Raw genomic sequence first — 23,420 nt, 5'->3', positions numbered from 1 at the left:
GCGCCCGCCGCCTGCGCCGCGGGGCGCCGCGCACCATCCGGGGCGCGGTGCCGGATCAGCCGGCCGGAGGCAGCGGCGAGACCGCGGGGCCGCCCTGGCCCACGGGCCGGCCGGCCTCTTCCGCCTGTGCCCCACCGGGCCAGGCGACGAACTGACGGCGACCGTAGAGCAGCGGTGTACCGGCGCCGCCCTCGATGCCCACGAGCTCACCGAAGATCACCACGTGATCCCCCACGAGCTTGGTGTCCACCACCTCGCAGGAGGCGAACGCGACGACGTCGCCGTCGAGCCGGGGAACCCCGCTGTCACCGGCCGGGTACCACAGCACCCGCTCGAAGTGGTTCTGGCTCGAGTCCGCGAACAGGCGGGCCACCGGGCTCGCCGAATCGCCGAGGAGGTTCACGCCGAAGAGTCCGTGAGCGCGCAGCGAGCTCAGCGTTCCGCTGGTCACCGCCAGGCAGACGGACAGGATGGGCGGGTCCAGGCTGACGCTCGAGAGCGACGAGCACGTCATCCCGCGCGGCCGGCCGTCCGAGTCCACCGTGGTGACGACGGCCACACCGGTCGGGAAGGAACTCATGAATGTGCGATATGCCTCTGCGCCGACCGGTTGCGGCCCCACGGCCCACCCCTTCCGCCTGACGTCACTGATTCCCGGTCACCGGTCCTGCTCGCGCCCCTGCCAGGCCTGCCTGAGCTCGTCGAGATGGACGAGGCCGTCCAGCACGTCGTCGGCCTGCACACCGAAGTCGATCAGGCAGGCGATCTCGTCCACCCCGACCTCGTACAGCTTTTCGCACATGCGCAGGCCGTCCTCGACCGTGCCGAACATGCCGCTGGTCTCGAAGTAGCGGTCGAACGCCTGGCCCACGAGGAAGTCGATGTCCGACGGGCTCATGGTGTTGAGGTCCATGGCGACCGCGTTCGCGCCGGCCGCCTTGGCGGCGTGGATGATGAGGTCGAAGGAACTGGCGAGGTACTTGCTGAACGGGGCACGGACCGTCTCGCGCACCGACTCCCGGTCGCTGCCGATGAAGGTGTGCAGCATCAGCGCGACGTGCCCGTCGCCCTCGCTCTCGTCGTGGGTGTCGCGGAAGGCCTGCCGGTACTCCGCGATCCGCTTCTCCAGGACGTTGATGTCCTGTCCCAGCAGATGCGTCAGCACACCGGCGCCCATCTGGCCGGCCTCGATGAACGTCTGCGGATTGCCGGCGCTGGTCAGCCAGACCGGCAGCTCCGGCTGCACCGGCGGCGGGAAGACCGTCACCTCGACGGTCTCGCCCGCTCCGTCGACGAACGACGCGGGCTCCTGTCGCCACAGGCTGCGGATCGACTTCACGGAGTCGATCAGCCCGGATCTGCGGGTCGGGTACCCCTCGGGCCGCAGCAGGAAGTCGGCCGCGTGCCACCCGGAGGCGAAGGCGATGCCCACCCTGCCCTTGGAGAGGTTGTCGACGATGGACCACTCCTCGGCGATCCGCACGGGGTGGTGCAGAGGGGCGACCACGCTGCCGGCGCGCACCGCCACCCGCTCGGTGACCGCGGCGACCGCCGCACCCGTCACCGCCGGGTTCGGATAGAGGCCGCCGAACGCGTGGAAATGGCGCTCGGGGGTCCACACCGACACAAAATCGTGAGTGTCAGCGAATTTGGCACCTTCTATGAGAAGTCGGTACCTGTCGTCGGCGTCCTCATTGTCGTTTGCGAAGTAGAAAAGGCCGAAATCCATGGCGCCTCCAGCCATACGTTGATCCAGGGCTGCAACAGTTCGTTCTCAGAAGTCCTAGGCCGTGTCGTCAACGCGCGGTTCCCGCCCGGTCGTAGGCCCGGGCCGCCGCCGCGCTCGCGGCCGCGGTCAGCACGAGGCAGAAGACCACCGCGAGCAGCGGTGCCTGGCGGGCGGCGAAACCTTTCTCGGGCACCGTGGAAGGTGCGGCGAGCAGGTCACGGACCGTGCGGGTCACCGCGGTCACCGGGTTCCATTCGGCCACCCTGCGCAGCCATCCGGGAAGCCCGTCCGGCGGCACGAAGGCGTCGGACAGGAAGGTCACCGGAAGGAGGCACACGGGCACCACGGACGTGACCGCCTCGGCATTGCGGAAAGTGAGGCCCAGAAGGACCCCGAGGGAGGAACAGCCCACGGCCAGCAGCAGTTCCAGGCCCACGGCGGCGAGCAGGCCGGACACCCCGGGGTCGAGGGTCCAGCCGGCGATCCAGGCGGTCGGCAGTACGGCGACCATCGACACGGCCACGGGCAGCGAGTCGACGACGACGCGGCCGGACAGGACGGCCGTCCGGCCGACGGGCAGCGAGCGCAGCCGGTCGAACATGCCGTCCTGCAGATCGTCGACGACGCCCAGAGCGGAGAGCGCCACCGTCGACACGGCCATCGCGGTGACCACACCCGCGGACACGTAGGCGCCGTACTCACCGCCGCCCGCCACCCGCATGCTGCCGCCGAAAAGGGTCCCGAGCCCGAGGATCATCGCGACCGGCATCACGGTGAAACCGATCAGCTTCTCCGGCAGACGCAGCAGGTGACGCAGGTGACGGCCGGCGATCGCGGAACTGTCGCTCAGGAATGTGCTCATCGGCGGCGGTGGATCACGCGTGCCCGGCCAGCAGGATGCGGTGCATCGGGGTGTCGAGCACCGCCACCCGCCGCAGCCCGGCCGCCGCCAGCCAGGTGTCGTACTCGTCCAGCAGGAAGGCGTCGCCCCCGCCGGTGGCCAGCATCGACGCGGCGAACAGCATGGCGAACCGGTCCTGGACCGGCTTGGCGTCCTGCTCGTCGGTGACCATGTGGTCGGCGATGCAGATCAGGCCGTTCTCGCCGAGCGCCTGCTGGGACTTGTGCAGCAGTTCCATCGCGGACTCGGGGGTCTGCAGATGGAAGATGTTGACGAAGATCAGCAGGTCGTGGTCGCTGCCCCAGGACTCGGTCCAGAAGTCGCGCACCTGCACCCCGAACCGGTCGGCCACGCCGATCCGGGCGGCCTGGGCCTCGGCGATCGGGGCGATGTGCGGCGCCTCGAGCCCGGTGGCCCGCCACTTCGGGAACTGCTCCAGCAGAAGCTGGCTGTACAGGCCGGTGCCGCAGCCGATGTCCAGGACGGAGGCCGGGCGGTCGGTGGGCCAGGCCAGCGTCTCGAATCCGGCGCACAGGGCCTCGACGATGGGCGGCGCCCAGAAGTTGATGCCGCGCACGAGGGACTCGAAGTTGTGCTCACTGATCTGGTTGAGCTGGAGGTCGCCCGACGCGTCGCGGTTGTCCGTGCGCACGGCGTCGGCCAGGTTGCGCCAGGAGTGCCATGCCAGCTGCCGGTCGTACTCGATCTTGCCGACCAGGCTGAACAGCCCGCCGGGCAGCAGGCATTCACTCATCTCGTCGGACATCCGGTAGACCGAAGGGCCGGTCGCGGAGGGGATGCGGTCGACGATGTCGTACGCGAACAGGCCGTCCATGAGCACCCGCATCGCTCGCTGGTTGGCGTCGCACGCCTCGGCGAGCTGGTCGCTGGTCCTGGCCCCCTTGCTCAGCTCGGCGAACACCCCGAGATCGTGAGCGGCCTCGATGACACCCGGCGCCCAGAGCGAGATCAGGTGTTCGTAGAGCCGGTGGGCGGAGTGCACGACCTTGCCGGCACCCCGCCAGTCGGGCAGCAGTGCTGTGTCTACCAGCGGGCGGACGTTGTGTTCCGGCGCGGGAGTGTCACCCGGCTCGAAGTCGACGGACGTGGAGACGCCAGGCGTCATCGGAATGCTCCTTTGGCAGTAGACGGCGCCTTGCGGGCCGATGGGCTCACCGGGCCGCCGCGGTCCGGTACTTACGGGCTGCGAGCGGCATGGCCAGCACGATGATCAGAGCGACAAGACCCACGGCGACCGGGATCGGGTGGACCGAGGGGAAGGACGAGTCGGCGACCGAGGTGGGGTTGCCGAACAGCTCGCGCAGCGCCCCGACCACGGCGGACAGCGGGTTCCACACGGCGATGGCGCGCAGCCAGCCGGGCAGCCCGCTCAGCGGGATGAAGGCGCTGGACAGGAAGGTGAGCGGCATCATGACCATCGACATGACGGCGCTGACCGCCTCGACGTTGCGCAGCGACAGACCGAGCAGCGCGCCGAGCCACGCGGAGCCCAGGCCGAGCAGCAGGAGGATGCCGAAGGCGGCCGCGATGTCGCCGGCACCGGTGTTCACCCGCCAGCCGATGAGGTAGCCGACCACGGACATCACGACGATGGCGACCGCCGAGAGCATCAGGTCGGACACGGTGCGGCCGACGAGTACGGCGTAGCGGGACATCGGCAGTGAACGGAAGCGGTCCACCAGGCCGTTGCGCAGGTCGTCGACCACGCCGACCGCGGTGGTCTGCAGGTTGGCGAGCATGACCTGGGCGAAGATGCCGGCCATGATGTACTCGCGGTAGTTGCCGCCTTCGACCTGCATGGCGCTGCCGAACAGGAAACCGAAGACGATGACGTACATGACCGGCATCAGCGTCACGCTCAGCAGACGCTCCGGTACGCGCAGCAGGTGCCGGAGGTGCCGGCCTATCAGCGCCCAGGAGTCGGACAGGGTCTCGCTCACGCCGCCGCTCCTTCGTTCTCCGGCCGCGTGGCGGCCTTGTTCGTCAGGGACAGGAAGACCTCGTCCATCGAGGGGCGGCTGACCTGGAAGTCCGCCACCGCGATGCCGGCGTCCGCGAGTTCGGTCGCGACGGCCGCGATGCCGCCGATGCCGTCGGTCATGGGGACCGAGACGGACCGCTGCTCCTCGTCGACGAGGGGCTCGTCGTCGCTGAACCGGCCGAGCACCTTGGTCAGTTCGGCGACGTCCTCCGCCTTGGCGGCGGTGACGCGCATGCGGTCGTCACCGACCCGGTCCTTCAGCTCGTCGGGCGTGCCCTCCGCGACGACGGCGCCGTCGTCGATGACCGCGATCCGGTCGGCGAGCTGGTCGGCCTCCTCCAGGTACTGGGTGGTCAGCAGCACGGTGACACCGCGGTCGACCTGCGCGCGGATGACGTCCCACAGGGTGAGCCTGCTGGTCAGGTCGAGACCGGTGGTGGGTTCGTCGAGGAACAGTACGGGCGGCTCGGCGATCAGGCTCGCGGCGAGGTCCAGCCTGCGCCGCATGCCGCCGGAGTACGTCTTCACCGGCCGGTTGGCGGCGTCGGTGAGGTCGAGCAGTTCGAGCAGTTCGTCCGTGCGGGACCTCGTGGCGGTCCGGCCGAGGTGGTAGAGGGTGCCGATCAGGCGGAGGTTCTCACGGCCCGTCAGGCGCTCGTCCACCGCCGCGTACTGCCCGGTCAGGCCGATGCGCCGACGTACCTCTTTCGACTGGCGGCGCACATCGAATCCGGCCACGCTCGCCTCGCCCTCGTCGGCGGTGAGCAGGGTGGCGAGGATGCGCACGGTCGTGGTCTTGCCCGCGCCGTTGGGACCCAGCAGTCCGAAGACCGTGCCGGCGGGTACGGACAGGTCCACACCGTTCAGCGCGTTCTTGACCTGCTTGCCGCCGTACCGTTTGCGCAGCCCCTCGGCCTGGATTGCAATCTCCACGCGCTCACCCCATAGACTCAAATTCCACTGATCACGCATCAACGGTCAGGTCGGACAACGCCGGGTTTCCTGCTGGGGAACGGAGAGCACCAGCAGCCTCAAAGGCACGGCGGTTGTCGCGTCAACGGCGCCGACGCTAGCACCGGCCTGACCGAAAGCGAGCCTCTCATCGAAGACTCCGATACGCGGCCCAGAGGCGTCTCGGTCCTGGGTGATACCGTGCGGAAGGGACTCTTCCAGGATTTCAAATGCGAGGATTGCGCATGGCATACGGGAATTCACTGTCCGCCGACGACGACGTTAATTCAGACGCCGCAGAGCAAGAAATCGAACTGCCGTCCCGGCCGGTCTGGGTTCATTTGGCTTTCTATTTCACCCTCCTCTTCATGGCGCTCCACGTGTACTGGGCCGTCGGCGGCACCTGGGGGCTGCCTCCGGCGGCCGAGGTACACCAGTCCGAGACCCAGGTCGCCAACGCGGTCGTGAGCGTCATCGAGTTGATCGGGGCGTTCTGGGTCCTGGCCCTGCTTCACCCCGTCGCCCGGCGGTTCCCGTCCTGGATGGTGCTGTCCCCGCTGTGGGCCGCCGCGGCGGTCTGCGTGTCCCACGCCATCTTCGGGGTGATCACCAAGACGCTGTACCTGGGCGGCATGCACGAGGCGGTCGACTTCCCGGCCGTGCCCGAACTGAGCGCCGGAGAGGTGGCCGACGCGAACCACCTCTCCGCCGTGCACGACCTCCTGGTGTTCGAGCCGTGCTTCCTCATCCAGGGCGTGGTACTCGCCATGGCCGCCTGGCAGTTCATCCGGACCCCGGCCCGCCGGCGCCTGTGGACCTGGTCCCTGGTCGTGGCCGTCGTGCTGATCAACGTGTTCGGCGCGCTGCTGTCGCTCGTCGACGCGAAGTTCGCGATCTAGCGAGCGCCTTCCCGCGCCGGCGGTCCCGGCGTGCGGGCCGGCCGCCTGCGCCCCTCAACGAGTGGCGGAGGCGGCGGCCAGGTGGTCGGCCAGGTCCCGGACGAGGACCTCGGGTTCGTCGAGCAGGTAGAAGTGGCCACCGGGGTACACCCGGTGGTCGAACCGGCCGGGCGCGGTGGTGGCCGCCCACTCCTTCAGGCCCTCGGCGGGCACGTCCTCGTCGTCGGCCCCGGCGTAGGCGGTGACCGACGTGTCCAGCGCCGTGGCCGGACGCGGGAGATAGGTGCCGATCAGCCGGAAGTCCGCCCGGATCGCGGGCATGACGAGCTCCCGCAGGTCCGGGTCGTCCAGCACGGCGTCGGCGTTCGGGTCGCCGAGCCCGCGCACCGTCTCCTGGATCGCGTCGTCGCCGCGCAGGTGCACGTCGTCCGGTGTCACACGGTGGGGCGGCAGTTGCCCGGAGACGAACAGCCTGCCCACCGGTGCACGGCCGGTGCGCTGCTGGAGGCGCAGGGCCACCTCGTAGGCGACCGAGGCCCCCATGCTGTGCCCGAACAGGGCCAGCCGTTCACCGGCGTAGCACTGCAGCACGTCCGCGATCCGGGTGGAGAGCACGCCCATCTCGTCGATGCACGGCTCCAGCACCCGGTCCTGGCGCCCGGGGTAGCACACGCCGATGACTTCGACGTCCTCGGGGAGCCACTGGGGCCAGTCGCGGAACATGCTCGCGGCGCCTCCCGCGTGCGGGAGGCACACCAGCCGCATCCGGGGCCTGGCCGCCTTGCGGTACCAGCGCAGCCACCTCGACGGTCCGGCGTCGGCCGGCTGGTTCACGCCTGCGCTCCGTTCCCGCTCTCGTACGCGTCCAGCGCGGCCTCGTCCGGCTGGAAGCGCACCGGCAGGCTGGACAGTCCGGTGAGGAAGTTGGAGTGGATCCGCTGCGGCTCACCGGTGATCTCGAACCCGGTGGTGTAGGTGCTCAGGGCGTCGAGCATGGCGTGGACCTCGGCACGGCCCAGGTAGGCGCCGAGGCAGAAGTGCGGGCCGTAGCCGAAGGTGATGTGCTTGTTGGGCGACCTGTTCAGGTCGAAGACGTACGGGTCCTGGAAGACCGTCTCGTCGCGGTTGGCCGAGTTGTTCCACAGCGTGATGACGTCTCCGGCGGCGATCACCTGGTCGTGCAGTTCCACGTCGGTCACCGCGCGGCGGCCGAAGTGCATCGCCGGCGTCGCCCAGCGCAGTACCTCCTCGGTGGCCGACTGCAGGGTCACCTTCCCGTCGCGCAGCAGCTGCCACTGCTCGGGGTGGCGCGTGAAGGTCTGCACCGAGTCGATCATGGAGAGCCGGCTGGTCTCGTCCCCGCCGAGGATCAGGCTGTAGCAGTTGAGGACGATGGTCTCCTCGGTCAGCGGCTCGCCGTCGACGACGCTGTTGGCGAGGACGCTGATCACGTCCTCGGTCGGCTTCTTGCGGCGTTCGGCGACCAGCTCACTGAAGTAGAGCAGGATCTCGTTGCGCGCGAGCCAGGCCTCCTCGGCCGACTGGTCGGCGTCCTCGGAACTGAGCGCGGACTTGTTGAGCTTGAGCAGGAATTCGCGGTCCCCCGCGGGCACGCCGAGCAGATCGGCGATCGTGTTGATCGGGATCTGCTCGGCCACGTCCGCGGCGAAGTCGCATTCACCGCGCCGAACCGCGTCCACCACCAGCCGCGTCGTATAGACCTTGATCTGGTCGACAATCGGCTCGAGGGCCTGCGGCGAGAAACTCTTGAGCAGCACGTTGCGCAGGTTCCGGTGCATGGGCCCGTCGGTCACGGCCAGCATCTTGCCGGCCGCCGAGTCGCCACCGGCGAGCAGCGTGACCAGCACGTTGCCCTTCTCCGACGTGAGGCGCTTGTTGTCCTTGTACAGCGCCATGACGTCCGCGTACCGGCTGACCACCCAGAATCCCGGGGCGTCACCGACCGGCGGGTGCCAGTAGAGCGGCCGGTTGGTCCGCAGTTCCCGCCAGTATTCGCTGAGGTCGCTCACCTCGTACGTTCTGGGATCGGTCAAATTGATGGTGGAGATGTCGTCCGGTATCTGCATCGCGTCCACGGGCATGTTTCCGCCGCTCCTCTTATGCTGCGAAAGGGTTCCGACTACTTGCCTTCGTCGAGCTTTTCGGCGATGACGCGGCCGATTTCCGCAGCCGGTTCAGGCTGCATCATATGCGGGTGAGTGCAACGCACCACCCGGTATTCAATTTTTCCGGTCACGTAGGGACGCCACTGCTCGACTCGCGCCGCCAGTTCGGCCTCGGGCACGGTCTCGTCCGGCTCGGCGACCAGGACCAGCATGTCGCTGTCCAGCGTCTGCGGGTCGAACCTGCCGAACATGGAGCGGCTGTTGGCGAAGACGTTGGCGAGCGCGGCGATCGCGGTTTCGTCGAGGTTGGCGAACACGCTCTGCCGTTCCCGGAGCACTTCGGCCACCATCGCGTACTCCAGGGGCTGGTCGCCGAGGCTGTCCACGTCGTAGCCGACGAAGTCCAGCATGATGCGCAGCGCGTCCTGCTGGCCCGGCCGGTGCTCCGGCTCCGGCTGGCTGCGGTCGATGGGGTACTGGTCGAGGTTGGCCAGCAGCCCGATCTCCTCGCCCTCGGCCCGCAGTTGGGTGGCCATGGCGTGGATCACCAGGCCGCCCAGCGACCAGCCCAGCAGGTGGTAGGGCCCGCTCGGCTGGACACTGCGGATCTGCGCGATGTAGTCCGCGGCCATCTCCTCGATGCTGGCCGGCAGGGCGGCCGACGGGTCGGCGAGTCCCCTGGCCTGCAGACCGTAGAGCGGCCGGTCCGCGCCGATGTGCTGCATCAGACCCGAGTAGACCCAGCTCAGGCCACCGGCCGGGTGCACGCAGAACAGCGGTGCCTTGTCGCCCGTGGTCCGCAGCGGCAGCAGCACGTCCAGCGTGTCTCCCTCCTCGTCGCCCCCGAGCTGACCGACCAGCTCCGCGACGGTGGGCGCCTCGAAGATCGTGCGGATGCTCAGCCGAACGCCGAACGTCGCACGGACCTTGGTGACCAGCCTCATCGACATGATGCTGTCGCCGCCGATCTCGAAGAAGCTGTCGTGCACGCCGACCTTCTCCAGGCCCAGTACCTCGGCGAACAGCGCGCAGAGGATGCCCTCCTGCGGCGTACGCGGTCCCGTCCAGTCCGTGGGGCTGAAGTCCGGGTCGGGCAGGGCCTTGCGGTCGATCTTGCCGTTCGGGGTGAGCGGCAGCGCGTCGAGCACGACGAACGCGGTGGGCATCATGTAGTCGGGCAGGCTCGTGGCCACCAGGTCCCGCAGCCGCGGGGTGTCGACCTCGGCGCCGGCTGCGGCGACGAGGTAGGCGACAAGCTGCTTGTGCTGCTCGTCGCCCTCCCGTGCGTGCAGCACGACCTGGGCGACCGCGGGGTCCTTGGCGATCGTGGATTCGATCTCGCCGAGTTCGATGCGGAAACCGCGGATCTTCACCTGACTGTCCGCGCGCCCGTTGAAGACGAGTTCACCCTCGGGCGTCCAGGTGGCAAGGTCGCCGGTCCGGTACATGCGGGCACCGGGCCCGCCGAAGGGGTCGGCCACGAAACGCTCGGCGCTCAGACCGGGCCGCGCGAGATAACCCCGGGCCAGACCGGCACCGGACACATACAGCTCACCGGGCACACCGGGCAGCACCGGACGCAGAGCGGCATCCAGAACATAGACACGGGCACCGGTGATGGGACCGCCGATCGGCGGAACGACCTCCCCGGCCAGCGGCGCGCTCATCGTCGCGCAGACCGTGGTCTCCGACGGGCCGTAAGCATTGACCATACGACGGTTGGTGGACCAGCGGCCGACCAGTTCCGGCGCGGTCGCCTCACCCGCGACCACCAAAGTGATGCCCTCCGGCAGCGCGTTCTCCTCGAGCACCGCCAGCGCGGCCGGCGGAATCGTCGCGTGAGTGACACCCTTCTCCACGAACAGCTCCGCCAGCGGCAGACCCGGATTGAGCCGGTCGGCCGGCGCCAGCACCAGCGCCGCACCGGTCAGCAGACCCATCACCAGCTCCCAGAACGCCGCATCGAAACTGATCGACGCGAACTGCAGCACCCGGCTGCCCGGACCGACCCCGAACCGCTCCACCTGCGCAGCCACCAGGCTCGACACACCCCGGTGCGAAACCACCACACCCTTGGGCTTTCCTGTGGAACCGGAGGTGTAGATGAGATAGGCGGGGTGATCCACGGACAGCGCCACGGCGGGCGCCCGGTCACCCGGAGCCGCCTCGACACGCGCCCGGGTCTCCGGATCGTCGAGCACGATCCGCACCTGGCCCACGTCCGGAAGACTCCCGGCGATCGCGGACGTGGTCAGCACCACACCAGGCCGCGCATCCTCGAACATGTACGCGATCCGCTCAGCGGGATACTCCGGGTCCACCGGCAGATACGCCGCACCCGCCTTGTGCACCGCGAGCACCGCCACCGCCAGCTCCGCCGACCGCGGCAGCGCCAGAGCCACGAACTGCTCCGGCCCCACACCCGCCTCGGCCAGCACATGCGCCAGCCGGTTCGCCCGGCCGTCCAGCTCCGCATAGGACAACGTGACGTCCTCGAACAGGACCGCCGGGTCCCCCGGCGCGGCCGCGACCCGCTCCGCGAACAGCTCCGGCAACGTCCGCGGACGCTCCCCACCCGTGGCGTTCCACTCCACGAGGACCCTGCGGCGTTCCTCGGCGGAGAACACCTCGGCGTCGGCGACGGGCCGGCCGGGGTCGGCCGCGAACTGGTCGATCAGCCCGATCAGGCCGTCCATCCAGACCTCGACGTCGGCGCGCCGGAACAGGTCGCCCTGGTACTCGAACTTCAGCATCAGTTCGCGGTTGGGGACGACGGTCAGCGAGATCGGGTAGTGGTTCGCGTCCCGTGCCTCCAGGCCCGTGATGCGCTGGCCGTCGGTGGGCCTGCCGAGCGAGCCGGTGTCCATCGGGTAGTTCTCGGTGACGGTGATGGTGTCGAAGAGCTTGTCGAGGCCCTGGGCACGCAGGATGTCGGGCAGGCCCAGGTACTGGTGGGACATCAGGTCGATCTGCCGGCCCTGCAGACGGTCCAGCAGGTCGGTCCAGGTGTCGCCGTCCCGTACGTCGACGCGCACCGGCAGCGTGTTGATGAACAGGCCGACCATGCTCTCCACACCGTCGATCTCCGCGGGGCGGCCGGAGACGGTGCCGCCGAACACCACGTCGCTGCGGCCGGTGAGGCGGCCCAGCAGGACGCCCCAGACCGCCTGGACGACGGTGTTCAGGGTGACGCCGCTGCGCCGGACGGCCGCGTTCAGCGCGGTGGTCAGCTCCTCGGGGACGAAGACCATCAGCCGCTCCGGGACGCTCGCCCGGCGCCCGTCGTCCTCCGGGGCGATCAGGGTCGGTTCGCTGACGCCTTCGAGGGCGTGCTGCCACGCGGTGAGCGCGCTGCGACGGTCCTGGCGGCCCAGCCAGGACAGGTACTCCCGGTAGGGGGTGGGCGCGGGCAGGTCGCCGCCCGCGTAGAGCACGAACAGGTCGCGCATGACCAGCGGCGCGGACCAGCCGTCCAGCAGGAGGTGGTGGGTGGTCAGGACGAACCGGCAGCGGTTGTCGCCGAGGTCGATGAGCGTGAAGCGGAACAGGGGCGGCCGTTCCACCTCGAAGCGGTGGGTCCGGTCGGCCGCCATGAACGTGGCGAGTTCGGCCTCGCGTTCCCCGGCGGACAGGCCGCTGAGGTCCACGTCGCGCCAGGGCAGTTCCACACCGCGCCGCACCACCTGGACGGGGCGGTCGAGTCCCTGCTGGCGGAATCCGGCGCGCAGGTTGGCGTGCCGCTGCAGCAGTCCGGCGGCGGCCTCGCGGAGCCTGGGGGTGTCCAGGCCGCCCTCGACGTCCACGGCGATCTGGATGTTGTAGATGTCGGGGGCGTCGTCGTCGAACTGGGCGTGGAAGAGCAGGCCCTCCTGCAGGGGGGTGAGGGGCAGTACGTCCTCGAGCTGCTCGGGGTCGGCCGCCTCGACCATGTCGATCTGGGCCTGGGTCAGCGGCACGAGCGGCAGGTCGGAGGGGCTGTAGCCGCCGGCCGACGGCCGGGCCACGTGTGCGACCAGGGCGCCGAGGGCCTCGAACCAGGTCTCGGCGAGTTCACGCACCTCCTCCTCGGTGAACAGGGCGTCCGCCCAGGACCAGACGGCGATCAGCCGCGGGCCGTCGGCGCGGTCCTGGGTCTGCGCGTTCAGGTCGATGCTGTGGCTCAGCGGCACGTCGGCGTCGCCGCCGCCGCCGAGTCCGCCGGATTCCGGCGCCGGGCTCCACTCCTCCGGGACTGCCTGCGCCTGGTCCTCGGCGATGGCGAACCGGCCCAGGTAGTTGAAGCCGATCTGCGGCTTGGGCAGGCCCGCGAGCAGCGTGCTGGTCTGCGGGTTGAGGTAGCGCAGCAGGCCGTAGCCGATGCCGTTCTCCGGCAGTCTGCGCAGTTGCTCCTTGACCGCCTTCAGGGCCCGGCCGACGGAGGGGCCGCCGGCGCAGAACTCGTTCCAGTCGAGCCGTCCCGGGTCGACGCGGATCGGGAAGAGGCTGGTCAGCCAGCCCACGGTGCGGTGGAGGTCGACGCCGTCCACGATCTCCTCGCGGCCGTGGCCCTCGAGGTCGATGAGGGCGCCGGTGTGGTCACCGCGGTCGTGGGTCTGCCGCCACCGTCCCAGGGCCGCGCCGAACGCCGTGAGCAGCACGTCGTTGATCCGGGCGTGGAAGGCGGCCGGCACGGTGGTCAGCAGCGCCGCGGTCAGGTCGGTGGGCAGGACGAGGGAGATCGTGCGCGCGGTGGCGGTGATGTCCCGCTTGGGGTCGAGCGGTTCGGGGGTCAGCAGCGGGTCGGACTCGCCGAGCACGTCCAGCCAGGTCTCCAGCTCACCGACGCGCTCGGTGTCCTGGGCGGCCTCGGTCAGGCGCTGGGCCCAGGTGCGCAGGGAGGTGCCCACCGGGGCCAGTTGCGGGGTCCGGCCGGCGGCGGCCTCGGCCCAGGCCTGGGCCAGGTCGGGCATCAGGATCCGCCAGGAGACGCCGTCGACGACCAGGTGGTGGACGGCCAGCAGCAGCCGGCCGGGGGTGGCGGGGCCGGCGTCGAACCAGACGGCCTGCACCATCGCGCCGGCCTCGGGGTCGAGCCGGTCCCAGGCGGCCTGGAGGTGCTCGCCGATACGGGCGTGGGTCGCGTCCTTGTCGAGTCCGGCGATGTCGACCCGCTGGACGCAGTCGGCGGCGCGCACCTCGCCGCGCGGCGGGATGTCGAGGTTCCAGATCAGCCCGCCGGTGCGGCGCAGCCGCATCCGCAGCGCGTCGTGGTGGTCGAGTACGGCCTGCAGGGCGGCTTCCAGGCGCCCCATGCCGAGGTCGGCGGGGACGACGACCATCATGGTCTGGTTGAAGCGCTTGACGGGGCCGCCGCGTTCGCGCATCCAGTGGATGATCGGCAGCAGCGGCACCGGGCCGGTGCCGTCGGTGTCTCCTCGGTCGTCCCCGGTCTTCTCGGTGGCGGCGGCCGCCGCCGCGAGGCGGGCGACGGTCTTGTGCTCGAAGACGTCCCGTGCGGTGAACTCGATCCCCGCCGCCCGGCCCCGGCTGACCAGCTTGATGGAGACGATGCTGTCGCCGCCGAGGTCGAAGAAGCTGTCGTCGATGCCGACCTCGGACAGGCCGAGGACCTCGGCGTACAGGCCGCACAGGATCTTCTCGGTCTCGTTGCCGGGGGCCCGGCTGCCCTGGGACGCGCTGAACTCGGGGGCGGGCAGGGCCTTGCGGTCGAGCTTGCCGTGCGGGGTGAGCGGCAGCGTGTCGAGCACGACGAACGCGGCGGGCATCATGTAGTCGGGCAGGGTCGTGGCCACCAGCCCGCGCAGCCGCTCGGTGTCGATCTCGGCGCCGGCGGCGGCGACGACGTAGGCGACGAGCTGCTTGCGGTGCTCCTCGTCCTCGCGGGCGTGGACGACCACCTCGGCGACCGCGGGATCCTGGGCGAGGACGGTCTCGATCTCCCCCAGCTCGATGCGGAAGCCGCGGACCTTGACCTGCTCGTCGGCGCGTCCGACGAATTCCAGGGTGCCGTCGGTGGTCCAGCGGACCACGTCGCCGGTGCGGTACATCCGCGACCCGGCCGGGCCGAAGGGGTTGGCGACGAACCGTTCGGCGCTGAGCGCGGCCCGGTCGAGGTAGCCGCGGGCCAGTCCGTCACCGGTGACGTACAGCTCGCCGGCGACACCGACGGGGACGGGGCGCAGCCAGCCGTCCAGGACGAAGGCACGGGTGTTGACCACCGGGGTGCCGATGGGGACCGCGCCACCGGGGGTGAGGGGCGCGCTCATCGTGACGGCCACGGTCGCCTCGGTGGGGCCGTAGGCGTTGACCATGCGGCGGCCGGGGGCCCAGCGGGCCACCAGTTCGGGCGAGCAGGCGTCGCCGCCGACGACCAGGCCGCGCAGCTCGGTCAGCGTGGCGGCGGCCTCGCCGGGGACGCTGGCGAGCGCGGCGGGCGGGATCAGGGAGTGGGTCACCCGGTGGGTGCGCAGGACGTCCAGCAGGCTGTCGCCGGCCAGGGGTCCGGCGGGCGGCACGACGAGGGCGGCGCCGGCCGCGACCGCCATGGACAGTTCCAGGACGGAGGCGTCGAAGCTGGGTGAGGAGAACAGCAGCACCCGGGAGGCGGCGTCCACGCCGAAGCGTTCCACGCAGGAGGTGGCGAAGGCGGCCAGGCCGCGGTGGGAGACCACCACGCCCTTGGGGCGGCCGGTGGAGCCGGAGGTGTAGATGACGTAGGCGGGGTGGTCCGCGCGCAGCGGGGCGGTGCGGTCCGCGTCGCCGACCGGGGCGGCCCCGGCGGTGTCCGTGCCGGGGTCGGTGTCGACCTGGAGCCAGCGGGCTGCGCCGCCGGTGCCGGACAGCCGCTCGGTGATCGGCCCGGTGGACAGCACCAGCGCCGGGGAGGCGTCGTCGAGGATGAACTCGATCCGCTCGACGGGGTAGTCGGGGTCGACCGGGAGGTAGGCGCCGCCGGCCTTGAGGACGGCGAGCTGGGCGACGACCATCTCGACGGAGCGGGGCAGCACCAGGGCCACGACGCGCTCCGGTCCCACTCCGGCGTCGACGAGGACCCGGGCGAGCCGGTCGGCGCGCTCGTCGACCTGGCCGTAGGAGAGCGACTCCTCGCCGCACACCAGGGCCACCGCGTCCCGGTCGCGTTCCACGGCCGCCGTGAACAGCTGCGGGAACGTCACGGGCGTGACGTCGGCGCGTGCGGTGTCGTTCCACTCCGTCAGCACCCGGCGGCGTTCGGGCGCCGAGAGGACGTCGACGGCGCGCACCGGCAGCTGCGGGTCGGCGGCCACGGCCTCCAGGAAGCGCACCAGGCGCTCGCCCATCTCCTCGACGGTCGAGCGGTCGAAGAGGTCGAGGCGGAACTCCACGAGGCCTTCGATGCCGCGCAGTTCGCCGTCCCGGCCGACGCTCTCGTTGAAGCTGAGGGAGAGGTCGAACTGGGTGGACTTGATGGGGACCTGGCGCACGGTGCAGTCCAGGCCGCTGAGGCCCATGCTGCTCTCCGGCGTGTTCTGCAGCGCCAGCGAGACCTGGAAGAGCGGGTGGCGGGCCAGGGAGCGCTCGGGGTTGAGGACCTCGACCAGCCGCTCGAACGGCACGTCCTGGTTGGCGTAGGCCGCCAGGTCCGACTCGCGCACCCGGCCGAGCAGCTCGGTGAACGACGGGTCGCCGGACAGGTCGGTGCGCAGCACCAGCGTGTTGATGAAGAAACCGACGACCCGGTCCAGGGTGTCGTCGGTGCGGCCCGCGATCGGGCTGCCCAGGACGACGTCGTCGGTGGAGCCCAGCACCGACAGCAGGGAAGCCAGGCCCGCCTGGAGCACCATGAACAGGGTGGTGCCGGTCTTGCGGGCGAGGGCGGCCAGGCCGCTGTGCAGTTCGGCCGGCAGGTGCACGAGGACCGAGTCGGCGTCGTACTCGGCCTTGGCGGGCCGGGGCCGGTCGGTGGGCAGGCGCAGCTCGTCCGGGAGGCCGGCCAGTGCGTCCTTCCAGAAGGTGAGCTGCTGGTGGATCAGGCTGTCCGGGTCGTCCTCCGCGCCGAGGATCTCGTAGTTCCACATCGTGTAGTCGGCGTACTGGACCGGCAGCGGCTGCCAGTCGGGCGCCTCGCCGGCGGCCCGTCGGGCGTAGGCGCGGGCCAGGTCGGCCGAGAACGGGTCGAGCGACCAGCCGTCGCCGGCGATGTGGTGCAGCACGGTCAGCAGGACGTGGGTGTGCGGGTCGGTCTCGAACAGGGTGGCGCGCAGCGGGGTCTCGGTGGCCAGGTCGAAGCTCTGGGCGGAGGCCGCGGTGATGGCCGTGTCCAGGTGTTCGGGGGTGGTGCGCACGAGGGCCAGTTCGCAGCCGCGGTCCGCGGGGAGGATCTCCTGGCGCGGTTCGCCGTCGGTGTCCGGGAAGATCGTGCGCAGGCTCTCGTGCCGGGCGACGACGTCCCGCAGGGCGGTGCGCATGGCGTCGATGTCGAGCGGGCCGTTGATCTGGACCGCGAGGACGATGTTGTGGGCGGTGCTGGTCTGCTCGAAGCGGTTCATGAACCACAGGCGGCGCTGGGCGTAGGAGAGGGGGATCTCCTCGGGGCGCTGCGCCGGACGCAGCGCGGCCCGGGCGCCGGCGGCGCCGCCGATGCGGCCGACGAGTTCCGCGACGGTGGGGGCCTCCCACAGTTCACGCAGCGGCAGTTCGACCTCGAAGACCGCCCGGATGCGGCTGACGACACGGGTGGCGTGCAGGGAGTGGCCGCCCAGTTCGAAGAAGTCGTCGTGGATGCCGACGGACGGCAGGTTGAGCATCTCGGCGAACAGTCCGCACAGGATCTCCTCCTGCGGGGTGCGCGGGCCCTGCCGGGTGACCAGAGCGGCGAAGTCGGGTGCGGGCAGCGCCTTGCGGTCGACCTTGCCGTTGGGGGTCAGCGGGAGGGCGTCCAGGGGCATGAGGACGGCCGGCACCATGTAGTCGGGCAGCCGGGTGGAGACGTGGGCGCGCAGGACGTCCACGGCCGGAACGGTCCGGCCGGAGCGGGCGACGAGGTAGGCGACGAGACGGGTCTCCCCCGCCTCGTCGGGGCGTGCGGCCACGGTGGCCTGGGCGATGTCCTCGTGTTCGGTCAGCACCGCCTCGATCTCGCCGAGTTCGACCCTGAAGCCGCGGATCTTGACCTGGTCGTCCACCCGGCCGACGAACTCCAGCTGGCCGTCGTCGGCCCAGCGTGCCACGTCACCGGTGCGGTACATGCGGGAGCCGGGGGTGCCGAAGGGGTCGGCCACGAAGCGTTCGGCGGTCAGGCCGGAGCGGTTGGCGTAGCCGCGGGCGACGCCGTCGCCCGCGAGGTACAGGTCACCCGCGACGCCGGCCGGGGTGGGGCTGAGGGACGAGTCGAGGACGTAGACCCGGGTGTTGGCGATGGGCCGGCCGATCGCGGGCAGTCCGGGGCGGTCGCCGAGGCGGGCCGAGGTGGACCAGACCGTTGTCTCGGTCGGGCCGTAGACGTTGGTGACCTCGTCGGCCAGGTCGCACAGCCGCGTGGCCAGGCCGGCCGGTACGGGTTCGCCGCCGACGAGGACCCGCAGGCCGGTCAGGGCCTTGGGGTGTTCGGCGACCAGGGCCTGCCACAGGGTGGGGGTCGCCTGCATGAGGGTGGCGCCGTTGCCGGTGATCAGTGAGGCGAGCGCGGGCGGGTCCAGCACCTCGTCGCGGGAGGCGACGACCACGGTGGCGCCCGCGGACAGCGGCACGAACAGTTCGAGTGCGGCGATGTCGAACGCGATGGTGGTCACCGCGACCAGCTTGTCGGCGGCGCCGACGCCGAACCGGGTCCGCATGTCGGCGACCAGGTTGGTGAGGTTGTGGCGGGAGACGACGACGCCCTTGGGCCGGCCGGTGGAGCCGGAGGTGTAGATGGCGTAGGCGGGGTTGGCCGGGTGGGCCGGCGCGGTGCGGTCGGCGGCGGCGGGCGCGGTGGCGGGCAGCTGCGCGACGGCGGCGGCGACGGCGGGGTCGTCGAGCACGACGCGGTGCAGCGGGCCGGTCTCGGGCAGCGAGGTGACGGAGGAGTCGGTCACCAGTGCGCAGGGCTGTGCGTCGTCGAGGATGTAGCCGATGCGGTCGGCCGGGTACTCCGGGTCCAGGGGGACGTAGGCCCCGCCGGTCTTGAGGACGGCGAGCAGGGCGGTCACCAGGGCCGCCCCGCGGGGCAGGGCGACGGCCACCCAGGACTCGGGTCCGACACCGAGGCCGCTCAGGTGGCGGGCCAGGCGGTTGGCGCGCTCGTCGAGTTCCCGGTAGGAGACCTCGCCGTCGCCGTCGACGACGGCGGTGGCGTCCGGCGTGTGTGCCGCGTGGTGTTCGACGAGCCCGACGGGGAAGTCGCCGGTGGGCGCCGCCGTGTCGTTCCATTCGGTCAGCAGCCGGTGGCGCTCGGTCTCGGGCAGCGCCTGGACGCGGCCGACCGGGGTCTCGGGGTCGGCGCCGATCTGCAGGAGGATGCCGACGAAGGCGTCCAGGATGCCCTGCGCGCGGTCTCGGTCGAACAGGTCGGGCCGGTAGCCGAGCCGGATCCGCATCCGCCGTCCCGGTGCCGGGAACAGGCTGAGCGGGTAGTGGGTCGCGTCCTGGCCCACGGCGCCGGTGACCCGGACGCCGTCGGCCAGCTCGCCGAGGCCGTCGGCCTCCACGGGGTAGTTCTCGAACACGACGAGGGTGTCGAAGAGTTCGCCGACGGCCGCGGACTGCGCCTGGATGTCGGCGAGCGTGAGGTGGTGGTGGTCGAGCAGGGCCACCTGCTGGCGCTGCTGGCGTTCGAGCAGCTCCGCGAAGGTGTCGGCCGGCCGTGCGCTGACGCGTACCGGCAGGGTGTTGATGAAGGAGCCGACCATGTTCTCCACGCCCGGGATCGCCGACGGGCGGCCCGAGACGGTGCCTCCGAAGACGACGTCGTCGCGGCCGGTCAGCCCTCCCAGCAGGACTCCCCAGGCTGCCTGCACCACGGTGTTGAGGGTGACGCCGCAGCGCCTGGCCGTCTCCGCGAGGCTGTCGCTCACGTCCTCCGGCAGGGTGACCAGCAGGTCCTCCGGGACCACCGCGCCCCGTGCGGCGTCCGGCGCGACGAGGGTGGGTTCGCCGACGTCGCCCAGTGCGTCGCGCCAGGCGGCGAGCGCGGCCCGGGTGTCCTGCCGGCCCAGCCAGGACAAGTAGTCGCGGTAGGGCGTCACCGGCGGCAGCTCTCCGCCGGCGTAGAGCACGAACAGCTCGCGCATCAGCAGCGGGCCGGACCAGCCGTCGAGCAGGATGTGGTGGTTGGTCATCAGGAACCGGCAGCGGTTCTCCCCCAGCCGGATCACGGTGAAGCGCACCAGCGGAGCACGTCTGAGATCGAAACGGCGCACCCGGTCGGCGGCCATCAGCTCGGCGAGACGGTCGCCCTGCTGCTCGGCCGGCACGTCGGCGAGGTCGGTCTCGGTCCAGGGCAGCTCGACGTCGCGGTAGACCACCTGTACCGGGTCGCCGTTCTTGCGGCGCCGGAAGCCGACCCGGAGGTTCGCGTGCCGGCGCAGCAGGGTGGCGGCCGCGGCACGGAGCCGGTCGGTGTCCAGTGCCCCGTCCAGGTCGACCGCGATCTGCACGGTGTAGACGTCGAGTGCGTCCTCGTCGTCCTCCGCGTACTGGGAGTGGAAGAGCAGCCCTTCCTGCAAGGGCGACAAGGGCAGAAAATCCTCGATGCGTGACTGCTTCACCATGACAACCCCTCGTCGTCCAGCTCGTTCTCGAACTCGTTCAGTTCCTGCTCGTCCATCGGGACCAACGTGCCCGGCCCGGCCGGGGCGGGCTGCGCCCCCCGGTCCTCGGCCCGTTCGACCATCGCGGTCAGGGCGCGGAACCAGGTCTCGGCCAGCTCCCGCACGTCGGCCTCGTCGAACATGTCGTCCGGCCAGGCCCACGCGGCGACCAGCCGGGGACCGTCCGGGTGGTCCTGGGTCTGTGCGTTGAGATCCAGGCTGTGGGCCATGGGCATGGCGGCGTCGCCGCCGCCGTTCAGGCCGGCCATGCCGGGTGGCGGGCTCCAGTCCTGCGCCGCCGGGGCATCACCACCGCCCGCGGCGAACCGTCCCAGGTAGTTGAACCCGAGCTGCGGAGTGCGCAGCGCGGCCAGCTGGGTCCGGGTGCGCTCGTTGAGGTAGCGCAGCATGCCGTAGCCGATGCCGCCGTCCGGCAGGTCGGCGAGCTGGGCGCGCACCTTGGCGAGCGTGGTCTCCACCGTCTGGCCGCCGCTCCAGAAGTCGTTCCAGTCGACCTGGCCGGGGTTGAGTCGCACCGGGTAGGAACTGGTGAACCAGCCGACGGTGCGGCCCAGGTCGGCGCCCTTGACGACCGGTTCGCGGCCGTGGCCCTCCATCTCGACCAGCACGGCGTTGCCCTGGGTCGGCTGGCGCCGTGCCCGCCAGGACGCGACAGCCACCGTGTAGGCGGTGAGCAGGACGTCCTTGATCTGGGCGTCGAAGGCGGTGGGCACGCTGGTCAGCAGCGGGCCGGTCACCTCCGGGGGCAGGGTGAGGCTGAGGGTGTGCGCGGTGCCGAAGACGTCGCGCCGCTTGTCCAGTGGCCGGGAGGCCAGTTGCGGGTCGGGGCCGCTCAGGGCGGCGCGCCACAGCGGCAGTTCCTCCAGGCGGCGGGTGTCGGCGGCCTCCTCGGTGAGCCGGGTGGCCCAGGTGCGCAGGGAGGTGCCCACCGGCTCCAGTTCGGGCTTGCCGCCCGCGGCGACCTGGGACCAGGCGGTGGCCAGGTCCGGCATCAGGATCCGCCAGGACACGCCGTCCACGGCGAGGTGGTGCACGGCGAGCAGCAGGAGCCCGGGCCGGCCGGGGCCGGCGTCGAACCAGACCACCTGGGCGAGGGAGCCGGACTCCGGGGTGAGCCGCGCGGAGGCCGCCTGGCCGTGCTCGGTGAACAGGGCGCGCTGGGCGTCGGTGTCGCCGGACGCGGCGGCCTGCGCGAAGTCCACCCGGTGCACCAGGTCCTCGGCGCGGACCTCGCCGCGGGGGCGGACCTCGGTGCGCCAGTCCTCGGCGCCGGCCCGGGTCAGCCGCATGCGCAGGGCGTCGTGCCGGTCGAGTACGGCCTGTACGGCGGTGGTCAGCCCGGCGAGGTCGAGCGTGGCCGGGGTCTGGACGACCATCGACTGGTGGAAGCCGTCGATGGGCCCGCCGTGCTCGCGCCACCAGTGCACGATCGGGGTGAGCGGCAGTTCGCCGATGCCGGCGTCCGGGTCCTCGGCGAGGGGCTGGGACGCCGCCTCGGCGATCTCCGCGAGGGCCGCGGGTGTGCGGTGCTCGAAGACGTCCGCGACGCTCAGCTCGATGCCGGCCGCGCGGGCGCGGCTGACCAGCTGGATGGAGACGATGCTGTCGCCGCCGAGGTCGAAGAAGCTGTCGTCGACGCCGACGGTCTTGCGGCCGAGGAGTTCGGCGAAGATCCGGCAGAGCGCCTCCTCGCGCTCGGTGGCCGGGTCGCGGCCGGGCACGCCGGTGTCGAACTCCGGTGCCGGCAGCGCGGCGCGGTCCAGCTTGCCGTTCGCGGTGAGCGGCAGCGCGTCCTGGGTGACGAAGGCGGCCGGGACCATGTAGTCGGGCAGCGCGGTGGCGACGTCCTTGCGCAGCACCGTCTGCTCGGGCACCTGGGCGCCCGTCTCCGGGACGATGTAGGCCACGAGCTGCTTGAGCCCGGGCTGGTCCTCGCGGACGACGACCGCGGCCTGCGCGAGTCCTTCCTGGGAGAGCAGTACGGTCTCGATCTCGCCGAGCTCCACGCGGAAGCCGCGGATCTTGACCTGCTGGTCGGCGCGGCCGACGAACTCCAGCTGGCCGTCGGTGGTCCAGCGCACCAGGTCGCCGGTGCGGTACATCCGCCCGCCCGCGGGGCCGAACGGGTCGGCCACGAACCGTTCCGCGGTGAGGCCGGGGCGGTTGAGGTAGCCGAGTGCCACGCCGGGTCCGGCGAGGTGGAGTTCGCCGGCGAGGCCGACCGGTACCGGCCGCAGCCGCTCGTCGAGGACCAGCACGCGGGTGCCGGTGACCGGTCGTCCGATCGGCGGTGCGGTGTCGGCGGACAGCGGGCCACTGAGCGTGGCGGCGATGGTGGTCTCGGTGGGGCCGTAGGCGTTGACGACGGTGCGTCCGGCCGACCAGCGGGCCAGCAGGCCCGGCGAGAGTGCCTCGCCGCCGGAGACGATGCAGCGCAGATGGGGCAGGGGGCGTTCCGGAAGGGTGCCCAGCAGCGGGGCCGGCAGCATCACGTGGGTGGCCGCCGCGGCTTCCAGGGCGTCGGCCAGGCCGTCGCCGACGAGGTCCCTGGTGGGGCCCGGCAGCGCGAGGGAGGCACCCGACAGCAGGCTCATCGCCAGGTCGCCGACCGACACGTCGAAGTTGGTGGAGACGACCTGGAGCACCCGGCTGTCGCCGTCCAGGCCCAGCCGCTCGACGTGGCTGTGCACGAACGACGCCAGGCCGGTGTGGCTGACCAGCACGCCCTTGGGACGGCCGGTGGAGCCGGAGGTGTAGATGACGTAGGCCGGGCTGTGCGGGGTGGCGCGGTGCGGACCGTCGGGGTCGGTGGCGGGGCGGGCGGCCACCGCGGCGGTGAAGACCTCCTCGTCGAGGATCCAGGTGGGCACGGCCGGTTCGCCGGGCAGTCCGCCGCGCGAGGCGTCGGTGGCGAGCAGGGCGGCCGGTGCGGCGTCGTCGAGCATGAACGCCACGCGCTCGGCCGGGTACTCGGGGTCGACGGGCAGGTAGGCGGCGCCCGCCTTGGCCACCGCCAGGAAGGC

At 71.4% G+C, this 23,420-nt stretch carries 11 protein-coding genes (1 of these 11 only partly in view); 1 reads left to right on the top strand and 10 read right to left on the bottom strand.

Going from position 1 to position 23,420, the window contains the following annotated elements; all coding sequences use genetic code 11:
- Window positions 1–55 precede the first annotated feature (55 nt).
- From ABZ354_RS20635 to ABZ354_RS20610, 6 genes are all read right to left on the bottom strand, one after another.
- Window positions 56–580, bottom strand: coding sequence for a flavin reductase family protein (locus ABZ354_RS20635; protein WP_358658703.1), 525 nt, complete (start codon window positions 578–580; stop codon window positions 56–58).
- 78 nt (window positions 581–658) lie between these two features.
- Window positions 659–1,729 (bottom strand): MupA/Atu3671 family FMN-dependent luciferase-like monooxygenase, encoded by a 1,071-nt coding sequence (locus ABZ354_RS20630; RefSeq protein WP_358658701.1) that lies wholly within the window; start codon window positions 1,727–1,729, stop codon window positions 659–661.
- Between the two features lie 67 nt (window positions 1,730–1,796).
- Complete coding sequence (locus ABZ354_RS20625) at window positions 1,797–2,591, bottom strand: ABC transporter permease (protein ID WP_358658699.1); 795 nt, start codon at window positions 2,589–2,591, stop codon at window positions 1,797–1,799.
- 13 nt (window positions 2,592–2,604) lie between these two features.
- Window positions 2,605–3,756: a class I SAM-dependent methyltransferase gene (locus ABZ354_RS20620; RefSeq protein WP_358658697.1), complete on the bottom strand. Its 1,152-nt coding sequence runs from the start codon at window positions 3,754–3,756 to the stop codon at window positions 2,605–2,607.
- Window positions 3,757–3,802: 46 nt separating this feature from the next.
- A complete protein-coding gene (locus tag ABZ354_RS20615; RefSeq protein WP_358658695.1) occupies window positions 3,803–4,591 on the bottom strand; it encodes an ABC transporter permease in 789 nt (262 codons plus the stop codon).
- Window positions 4,588–5,565, bottom strand: coding sequence for an ATP-binding cassette domain-containing protein (locus tag ABZ354_RS20610; protein WP_358658693.1), 978 nt, complete (start codon window positions 5,563–5,565; stop codon window positions 4,588–4,590). The genes ABZ354_RS20615 and ABZ354_RS20610 overlap by 4 nt, the downstream gene beginning before the upstream one ends.
- Before the next feature lie 386 nt (window positions 5,566–5,951).
- Here ABZ354_RS20610 and ABZ354_RS20605 point away from each other — a divergent pair, with 386 nt between their 5' ends.
- Complete coding sequence (locus ABZ354_RS20605) at window positions 5,952–6,482, top strand: DUF3995 domain-containing protein (protein WP_358658691.1); 531 nt, start codon at window positions 5,952–5,954, stop codon at window positions 6,480–6,482.
- Window positions 6,483–6,536: 54 nt separating this feature from the next.
- On the opposite strand, the gene ABZ354_RS20600 is transcribed toward ABZ354_RS20605, so the two are convergent.
- The 4 genes in view from ABZ354_RS20600 to ABZ354_RS20585 are tightly spaced (at most 38 nt apart) and all read right to left on the bottom strand, a layout consistent with a single transcriptional unit that may run on beyond the window.
- Window positions 6,537–7,316 carry an alpha/beta fold hydrolase gene (locus ABZ354_RS20600; protein WP_358658689.1) on the bottom strand — a complete coding sequence of 260 codons (780 nt, stop codon included), beginning with the start codon at window positions 7,314–7,316 and terminating at the stop codon, window positions 6,537–6,539.
- Window positions 7,313–8,584, bottom strand: a complete 1,272-nt coding sequence (locus tag ABZ354_RS20595; protein ID WP_358658687.1) for a cytochrome P450 — start codon at window positions 8,582–8,584, stop codon at window positions 7,313–7,315. The genes ABZ354_RS20600 and ABZ354_RS20595 overlap by 4 nt, the downstream gene beginning before the upstream one ends.
- 38 nt (window positions 8,585–8,622) lie before the next feature.
- The gene (locus ABZ354_RS20590) at window positions 8,623–20,337 is read right to left on the bottom strand and encodes an amino acid adenylation domain-containing protein (RefSeq protein WP_358658685.1); all 11,715 of its coding nucleotides are present in this window, start codon (window positions 20,335–20,337) and stop codon (window positions 8,623–8,625) included.
- Window positions 20,331–23,420 carry the 3' portion of an amino acid adenylation domain-containing protein gene (locus ABZ354_RS20585; protein ID WP_358658683.1) on the bottom strand. Its footprint extends 11,076 nt past the window's final position, so the window shows 3,090 of its 14,166 coding nt (coding positions 11,077–14,166); the start codon falls outside the window, past its right edge — the gene reads right to left on this strand; the stop codon is at window positions 20,331–20,333. Before ABZ354_RS20585 ends, ABZ354_RS20590 begins: the two co-directional genes overlap by 7 nt.

The organism is Streptomyces sp. NPDC005925 (assembly GCF_040638805.1).
Classification (GTDB): Bacteria; Actinomycetota; Actinomycetes; order Streptomycetales; family Streptomycetaceae; genus Streptomyces.
This window is presented reverse-complemented; position numbering and strand designations above follow the sequence as displayed.